Consider the following 8,052-nt stretch of genomic DNA (forward strand, 5'->3'; position numbering starts at 1 on the left):
CCTTTAGACACGCCATAAGGGCAGTTGCGGAGCAGCGGATGAGGTTTTGGCGCTACGGGGTGGCAACCTTGAAGGTGTCGCACTGGTTGATGTCGCCGGTCTTGTAGCCCTGATAGAACCACTTCTGCCGTTGCGCGCTGGAGCCGTGGGTCCAGGACTCCGGTGAGACCCGGCCGGTGGCGGCCTTCTGGATCCGGTCATCACCCACCGCGGAGGCTGCGGACAGGGCATCCTGCAGGTCCTGGTCCTTCAACGGCGCGAGGAACGGCTGGCCCGAAGTCGGGTCCTTCGTGGTGGTGGCGTAGCGGACCCACAGGCCCGCGTAGCAGTCCGCCTGGAGTTCCACCCGCACCCCGCCGGACGCGGGACCCTGGGGATCCTGCTGCGCGCGGTCGATGGTGCCAAGCAGATTCTGGATGTGGTGGCCGAACTCATGCGCCACCACGTACTCCTGCGCCAGCGGCCCGCCGGAGGAACCGAAGCGGTCCACGAGCTCCTGGAAGAATCCGGGGTCGAAATACGCCGTCTTGTCCACCGGGCAGTAGAACGGCCCCACCTCCGACGTCGCGGCCCCGCAGCCGGTGTTCGTGGAATTGCTGAAGATCACGGTCTCGGGCTGCGGATACTTCTTGCCGTATTTGGCCAGGTACGCCGGCCAGAACGCATTAAGACTGTTCACCGTGCCGTTGATCCGGCAATCGAGTCGTGCATTGGCGTCCGCGCCGGTCTTGCACGCGGGCGCCGTGCCCTGGCTTTGCGACTGGTCCGGCGTGGTGCCGGTGAGCCCTTCAAGGAGGCTGGGATTGATGCCGAACAGCGCCGCCAGCAGCAACACGATGCCGCCACCGATCCCGCCGCCGATCTTGGTGCCGCGTCCCATGCCCCGGCGGTCCTGGACCTGGGACGGGTCCAGCTGGACGTTGTCGTTGAAGCTCATGCTGTCACAATATCGTCTGCCGCCCGCAAGGTACCCCGTCCCCGGTAAAGTTGCCCCGATGCCTTTTCTCGACAGACTCCAGCGCTGGGCCGATGAACGCCCCGACGCCACCGCCGTCGTGGTGGCGGGTAAGCGCCTGAGCTGGGCCGAGCTCCGGGACGCCGCCGAAGACCTCGTGCCGGTCACCCCGGCGGTGACGGTCCTGACCGAGCGCAACTCGACCCACTTTGCGGTGRCCTTCGCTGCGGCCGTGGCTGGTAGCCGCCGTTGCGCCGTGCTGGACCCCGCCTGGCCCCGGCAGCTCCTGGACGGCCTCACCGCACGGATCGCGGAGGCGGTCCCCGCCAACAGCGCGGACGCGGGTTCTGAGCTGGAGCTTGGCCTCGCTCCGGCGCTCAGCGATGGAGTGCCGGAATCGCCCTTTTTGATCGGTCTGACCTCCGGAACCACGGCGCTGCCGAAGGCGTTCAGCCGGTCGCGGCGCTCCTGGCAGCAGTCCTTCGAGTCGTCGGTGGAGTTCTTCGGCCTGGCCGCCCACGACCGGACGCTCGCGCCGGGGCCGCTCGCGGCCAGCCTCAACCTCTATGCCCTCGCCGAGTGCCTGTACGCCGGCTCCGAGTTCCATACCCTGGAACACTTCGACGTCGGCGACGCGCACGCGGCGGTCAGTCACGACGGCATCACCCGCCTGGTCCTGGTCCCCACCATGCTGCGGCTGCTCAGCGAGCGCGGTGTGTCCGGCGGCGTGGACGCCTCCGGCCTGCGGAGCATCATCTGCTCCGGCTCCAAGCTGGACACACGGACGCTGGAGGCCGCCCGCCGTTGGGCCCCCAACGCCACGATCTTCGAGTACCACGGCGCCGCGGAGCTCAGTTTCGTCGCCGGTGCCGGCCTGCGGCCGGGCGAATCCCCGGCATCGGGGGGCGCCGGGATCGGCACCGGTATCGGCAAGGCATTCCCGGGCGTTGAGATCAGGATCCTGGACGGCGCCGGGGCGCCGGTTCCGGACGGGGTGGACGGCAACGTCTGCGTCCGCGGCGGCATGGTCAGCGACGGATACCTGTGGGGCGACGACGGCGAGGCGCTGCAGTGCTTCGACGGCTGGTTCACGGTGGGCGACCAGGGCTACCTGTCCGACGGAACGCTGCACCTGCTGGGCCGCCGTTCGGACATGATCATCACCGCGGGGACCAACGTGTACCCGCACGAGGTGGAGCTGTGCCTCGCGTCCGTGCCCGGGGTTGCGGCGGCCGTGGCCGCGGGGCAGCCGGATGATCTCCGCGGCCAGCGCGTCGTGGCGGCCGTGCTGGCCTCCCACGGCGGCGTGACGGCCACCCAGCTGAAGACGGGCGTCGAGGGTCAGCTGGCCCGGAACAAGCGGCCGCTGGATTACTATCTGCTGGGGGAGTTGCCGCTCACGGACCGCGGCAAGCTAAGCCGTCCGCTGCTGCTTGAGTGGATCGCCCGTAACGATCCGCGCGTCCGGCGCCTTGGCTGAGACCCAGACCCCGTCCCGGATGCCAATGGTGCGCGGGCTGCGCCGGGCCGGATCGGTGCCGGCGGACCGGCAGCCCGTCATCATCGCTGCGCTGCGCACTCCGATCTGCCGCGCGCACGGAACGCTGAAGACGCTGCAAGCCCACGAACTGCTCGCGCCGGTACTGCGCAGCCTGCTCAGCGTTGTGGACGTCCCGACTGAACTGGTGGCGGACGTGGTGGTCGGCAACGCCGTGGGCGGCGGCGGCAATGTTGCCCGGCTCGCAGCCCTCGAGGCCGGGCTGCCCGTGAGCGTCCCCGGGCTGACCGTGGACCGGCAGTGCGGTTCCGGGCTCGACGCCATCGTGCTGGCGTCGCGGCTGGTGGCGTCCGGCGGCGGGGGCGTGTACCTCGCCGGCGGGGTGGAGAGCATCAGCACGGCACCGCTCCGGGCGCGGCCGGGCCCCGACGGCGAGCCGGACTTCTTTGGCCGGGCCCAGTTCGCGCCCCTCCGCCATGGGGACCCTGACATGGGCGAGGCCGCCGAAAACGTTGCCGCCAGTTGCGGCATTCCGCGGCAACGGCAGGACGACTTTGCGCTGCGCAGCCACCGTCGCGCCCTCGAGGCCGCTGCGGCCGGTGCGTTCGACGGGGAGAGGGTTCCGCTGGCCGGCCCCGCGGGTCCCGTGGGTTCCGACGACGGGCCTCGGCGGTCCCTCACGCCCGCCGTGCTGGCCCGGTTCCCCGCCGCGTTCGTTCCCGGCGGGACGGTAACCGCGGGGAACTCGTGTTTCGATGCGGACGGGGCCGCGGCCGTCGTGATCACCTCGATGGCCCGGGCAGGGGAGTTCGGAGCGCGCGACGGGCTGCTGGTTCTCGGCACGGACACGGCCGGCGTGGACCCGGTGCTGCTGGGGATGGGGGCAGCCGCAGCGGCCCAACGCCTCCTCGCGGACTCCGGCGTAGCGTCCGGAGAACTCGGGCTGGTCGAGTTCAACGAGGCATTCGCCTCCCAAACACTGGCCTGCCTCGATGAATTGGGCATTGACCCGGAGCGCGCCAACCTCGACGGCGGAGCCCTCGCCCTGGGCCACGCCTACGGCGCCTCCGGCGCGGTGCTCGTCACCCGGCTCCTGGCCCAGGCCCGCCGGAACCCTGCGGACGGCACCTTGGCGTTGGCCATGATCAGCATTGCCGGCGGGATGGGAACGGCGGCGCTGTTCGAGTACCGGTCGCTCCGGTAGGGCCCCGGGGGACATGCTCATTGCTGGGCGCCGGCCCCGTGGGACATGCTCATTGCTGGGCGCCGGCCCCGTGGGACATGCTCATTGCTGGGCGCCGTGGCTGGACATAGTGCAGATATGTGCACCGGCCGCGGACAGGGGAGAGCATGCTCATCGCTGGGCCGCAGCAAGGGGCATGTCCCGGGCCCTGTTCAGCCAACCCCGCCCTAGTCCTGGTCCTCCGCGTCGCCCAGGCCACGGGCTGTCAGGGCGTCGCCGGTTTGCCGGGCAAACGCCACAGTCGTGATGAACACCGGCAGCACCAGAGCACGGGGATTCCGGTCCAGGCCGCGGGCCCGGGCAGAGTCGCGCACATCGGCATACGCACCCGCGATGAAGGGAATGCTGCGGAGCATGATGGCAATCGTCAGCGCAAACCGTTCCGGGTCTGCGCCGAACCGGCGGAACGGGCTGGCCAGGGCAGCGACGCCATCCAACAGAGTCTGGACCTGTGTGGTGGCCGTCAGGATCGACGCCGCCACGACGCAGACCAAAATGTTCAGGACGATCCGCGCCGCCGTCGGTCCGCCGAGCTGCCACCACTGGAACACGCCGAGCACGCCCAGCACCGGCAGGACCGGCCGAAGCGCCCGGAGCAGGCGGCGCAGCCCGGCCCCGCTGGCCAGATAGACCCCACACAGCAGGGCGAGCACCACAGCGGCCGCGGTCCAGTCGGCGACGAGGAATGACGCCATCCCGCACGCCAGCACCAGCAGGAACTTCAGCCACAGCGGTGTGCGGTGCACCGGCGACGTCCCCGGCACATAGTTGGCGAGCAGGAAGCCGTGGCCTCTCATGGCCGTGCCGGATCTCCGCCGGCGGGCGGCACGGGAGCCGGATCTGCAGCGCAGAGCTTCCGGTAGTGCTCGACGGCGGCCGCTGCGGCGCCGTCGTACACGATCCTCCCGGCGTCCACAACCAGCACCCGGTCCAGGTCCAGAGCCAGCTCAAGGTCGTGCGTGGACAGGATGATCTGCTGCTCCAACCCGGCCAGGGTGCGCCGCAGCAGCTCGCGGTTGCGCAGGTCCAGCAGCGTGGACGGCTCGTCCATGACCAGGATGTCCGGGCTGACTGCCAGCACGGCCGCGAGGGCCACGAGCTGCCGTTCGCCGCCGGAAAGCTCGTACACGCTCTGGTCCGCCAGTGACAGCAGCCCGAACCGGCCCAGCACCGCTTCGGCCTGGGCCCGCCGGTCCCGCGGGTTCCGCACCGAACGGCGCAGCGACAGTTCCACGTCCTCGCGCCCGGTCGGCATCACGAGCTGCGCGAGCGGATCGGTGAAGACAAAGCCAACCCGTCGGCGGACCGCGCGGACGTCGCGGACCGAGTCGGCACCGGACACCGTCACCGTCCCGGAACTGGGCGGAACCAGCCCGTTGAACATCCGCAGCAGGGTGGACTTTCCCGAGCCGTTGGCCCCAATCACGCCGATCCGGCGCTCGGTCAGGGTCAACGTGATGGGTTCGAGCAGGGTTTTTGGCTCCGGGCATCCGTCGATGGACACCCGGACCGCTGCCCGGTCAAGGATGATGCTCACGGGCGCCCGGTGGGCTCGCCGGCTGGGCGGGCGCGGCGGACCAGGAGGTCGGGAAACGCCTTGTGCAGGGCCACGGCGATGCTGACCGCCAGCACGTTCTTAATCACATCGCCAGGGTAGAACACCAGGTCGGCCAGGAAAGCCTTGGACAGATCCAGCCGCGCGTTCAGCATCAGGCCTAGGATGCCAAGCGTGTGCACGAAGACAATACTGCCGGCCATCGCGGCGGCAAACAGGGCCACCGCCCGCAGTTTCCGGCTGACACGATGCAGCACGACGGCGGCCAGCCAGCCGACAGCGGCGGCCGCAAGGGGGAAGGCGATGATGTAGCCGGCGGAGGGGCCGGCCAGCACACCCAGGCCGCCGCGGCCGCCGCTGAAAATCGGCAGCCCGGCCAGACCCAGCAGCACGTACAGCCCGACGGCAGCGAAGGCCCGGCCGCCTCCGAGCACCAGGCCCGTGAGCATGACGGCAAGAGTCTGAACGGTGATGGGGACGCCGAGGGCGCCGACCGGGATGGCCGGCACCACGGCGGACACCGCCACCAGGGCGGCAAACACGGCGATCAGGCCGAGGTCGGTGGCGTTCCACCGCCGCCTGCGCCGGTCCGGTCCTGCAGTGCCTGCGTCGCCGGCCGGGCCGGTGCCGGCGACGGGAAATTCGGTGCCCCGGGTTCCCGGGATTGCGGCTTCGGCGGTGCCGTTGTCAGTCTTGCTCATGGTCGTCCTGTCACGAAGTGGGGGTGCGTACCTAAGGGCACCGGGTCTTGCTTCCGACGATACGGCGACGGCAACCCCGCCATTTTGTAGGCCCTCCACTAAGCGGAGGTTGTACTTCTGGCAGGCTCCGCCAAACGGAGGCAACGACGGCGGCCGCCGGCCGCCGTCGTTCGCAGCGTCCGCGGCGTCCGCCGATGTCAACCGGCAGGACAGCTGCCGGTAGACTGGTAGCGGTCGTCGTCTCGGCCACACTGCCCCGGCCCCATCCAGACTGCATCCGTTGTGCCGCGGCGTTCCCTGTTGTGAAAGGCCTTAGCTGCATTGATTACCGTCCAGGAYCTCGAACTCCGCGCCGGCGCCCGACTGCTGATGGACCAGGTGAGCTTCCGGATCGATAAGGGAGACAAGATCGGCCTGGTCGGCCGTAACGGTGCAGGCAAGACCACACTGACCCGGGTGCTGGCCGGCGAAGGCCTGCCCGCCGCCGGTAAAGTCACGCGCAGCGGCGAGATCGGCTACCTGCCGCAGGACCCTCGCACCCCCGACATGGAACAGCTGGCCCGGGACCGGATTCTGTCCGCCCGCGGCCTCGACATCGCCGTCGGCAAGCTCCGGCTCGCGCATGAAGAGATGGCCAGCGAAGACGCCACCGTCCAGCGCAAGGCCATGAACCGCTACGACCGGCTCGAATCCGAGTTCCTGGCGGCCGGCGGTTACGCCGCCGAAGCCGAGGCCGCGTCGATCTGCTCGAACCTCGCATTGCCGGACCGGCTGCTGAACCAGCCGCTCAAGACGCTTTCCGGCGGTCAGCGCCGCCGTGTGGAACTGGCCCGGATCCTGTACTCCGACGCCGAGACCATGCTCCTCGACGAACCCACCAACCACCTCGACGCCGACTCCATCGCCTGGCTCCGGGAGTTCCTCAAGAACCACCAGGGCGGCCTGATCGTGATCAGTCACGACACCGAATTACTCCAGGCCACAGTGAACAAAGTCTTCCTGCTGGACGCCAACCGTGCCCAGATCGACATCTACAACATGGACTGGAAGCGCTACCAGCTCCAGCGCGAGACGGACGAACGCGCCCGCAAGCGCGAACGGGCCAACGCCGAAAAGAAGGCCCAGGTTCTCATGGACCAGGCCAACAAGATGCGCRCCAAGGCCACCAAGGCCGTCGCCGCGCAGAACATGGCCAAGCGTGCCGAACGGCTGCTCGGCGGCCTCGAAGCCGTGCGTGAGAACGACAGGGTGGCAGCGCTCCGCTTCCCGGACCCGTCGCCCTGCGGCAAGACCCCGCTCACCGCCGACGGCCTCAGCAAGTCCTACGGGTCGCTGGAGATCTTCACCGACGTCGATCTCGCGATCGACCGCGGCTCCAAGGTGGTCATCCTGGGCCTCAACGGCGCCGGCAAGACGACGCTGCTGCGGATGCTCGCCGGCGTCGACAAGCCCGACACCGGCGAGGTCATCCCCGGCCACGGACTGAAGGTCGGCTACTACGCCCAGGAGCACGAAACCCTCGACGTGGACCGGACCGTGCTGCAAAACATGCGCTCGTCCGCCCCGGACATGAACGACGCCGAGGTCCGCGGCATCCTGGGCTCCTTCCTGTTCTCCGGTGACGACGTCGACAAGCCCGCCGGCGTGCTGTCCGGCGGCGAGAAGACCCGGCTGGCGCTGGCCACCATTGTGGCGTCGAGCGCGAACGTCCTGCTCCTGGACGAGCCCACCAACAACCTCGACCCGGCCAGCCGCTCCGAAATCCTCGGCGCCCTGCGCAACTACACCGGCGCCGTCGTCCTGGTGAGCCACGATGAAGGGGCCGTTGAGGCTCTGAATCCGGAGCGCGTCGTGTTGCTGCCTGACGGCGTCGAGGACCTCTGGAACGAGGATTACCTGGATTTGATCACGCTGGCGTAGGTCCGGCCCGAGCCGGCTGCTCTGGTTGCCTCCGCGCGTCGTTGCGGGCAGGTTGCCTTCGCTAGCGGACGGTCATCTCCTCCGCGTTCGTGATGCGTTGGAGTTCTTGGTAGGTGATCGAGAACATTGAGTTGTGGTCTCCGGCGCCGGCCCAGAGGACTGGGTGGGCTGCCAAGGAGG

The 8,052-nt window shown here is 69.5% G+C and carries 7 protein-coding genes and 1 pseudogene; 3 read left to right on the forward strand and 5 right to left on the reverse strand.

Features of this window, described 5'->3' with window-relative positions:
* Positions 1-52: 52 nt before the first annotated feature.
* Complete coding sequence (ypfJ, locus tag AB4Y86_RS07075) at positions 53-937, reverse strand: KPN_02809 family neutral zinc metallopeptidase (protein ID WP_441401359.1); 885 nt, start codon at positions 935-937, stop codon at positions 53-55.
* A 58-nt stretch (positions 938-995) separates the two neighbouring features.
* Between ypfJ and AB4Y86_RS07080 the strand changes: the two genes are divergently transcribed.
* On the forward strand, positions 996-2,435 hold the full coding sequence (locus tag AB4Y86_RS07080; RefSeq protein WP_441401361.1) for a class I adenylate-forming enzyme family protein: 1,440 nt from the start codon (positions 996-998) through the stop codon (positions 2,433-2,435).
* Positions 2,436-2,460: 25 nt separating this feature from the next.
* The gene (locus tag AB4Y86_RS07085) at positions 2,461-3,657 is read left to right on the forward strand and encodes a thiolase family protein (RefSeq protein WP_441401369.1); all 1,197 of its coding nucleotides are present in this window, start codon (positions 2,461-2,463) and stop codon (positions 3,655-3,657) included.
* Positions 3,658-3,863: 206 nt separating this feature from the next.
* On the opposite strand, the gene AB4Y86_RS07090 is transcribed toward AB4Y86_RS07085, so the two are convergent.
* The 3 genes from AB4Y86_RS07090 to AB4Y86_RS07100 are packed head-to-tail and all read right to left on the reverse strand — an operon-like array spanning position 3,864 to position 5,952.
* On the reverse strand, positions 3,864-4,493 hold the full coding sequence (locus AB4Y86_RS07090) for an energy-coupling factor transporter transmembrane component T family protein (protein ID WP_441401362.1): 630 nt from the start codon (positions 4,491-4,493) through the stop codon (positions 3,864-3,866).
* Positions 4,490-5,233 (reverse strand): energy-coupling factor ABC transporter ATP-binding protein, encoded by a 744-nt coding sequence (locus tag AB4Y86_RS07095; RefSeq protein ID WP_441401363.1) that lies wholly within the window; start codon positions 5,231-5,233, stop codon positions 4,490-4,492. The genes AB4Y86_RS07090 and AB4Y86_RS07095 overlap by 4 nt, the downstream gene beginning before the upstream one ends.
* A complete protein-coding gene (locus tag AB4Y86_RS07100) occupies positions 5,230-5,952 on the reverse strand; it encodes a biotin transporter BioY (RefSeq protein WP_441401365.1) in 723 nt (240 codons plus the stop codon). The genes AB4Y86_RS07095 and AB4Y86_RS07100 overlap by 4 nt, the downstream gene beginning before the upstream one ends.
* A gap of 321 nt (positions 5,953-6,273) precedes the next feature.
* On the opposite strand from AB4Y86_RS07100, the gene AB4Y86_RS07105 reads away from it, so the two are divergent.
* Positions 6,274-7,872: an ABC-F family ATP-binding cassette domain-containing protein gene (locus AB4Y86_RS07105; protein WP_441401367.1), complete on the forward strand. Its 1,599-nt coding sequence runs from the start codon at positions 6,274-6,276 to the stop codon at positions 7,870-7,872.
* A gap of 61 nt (positions 7,873-7,933) precedes the next feature.
* Here AB4Y86_RS07105 and AB4Y86_RS07110 read toward each other — a convergent pair.
* A pseudogene (locus tag AB4Y86_RS07110) lies at positions 7,934-8,052 on the reverse strand (YbaK/EbsC family protein); the annotation flags it as partial.

The sequence above is a fragment of the Arthrobacter sp. 2YAF22_2 genome, from assembly GCF_052114645.1.
Lineage (GTDB): Bacteria > Actinomycetota > Actinomycetes > Actinomycetales > Micrococcaceae > Arthrobacter.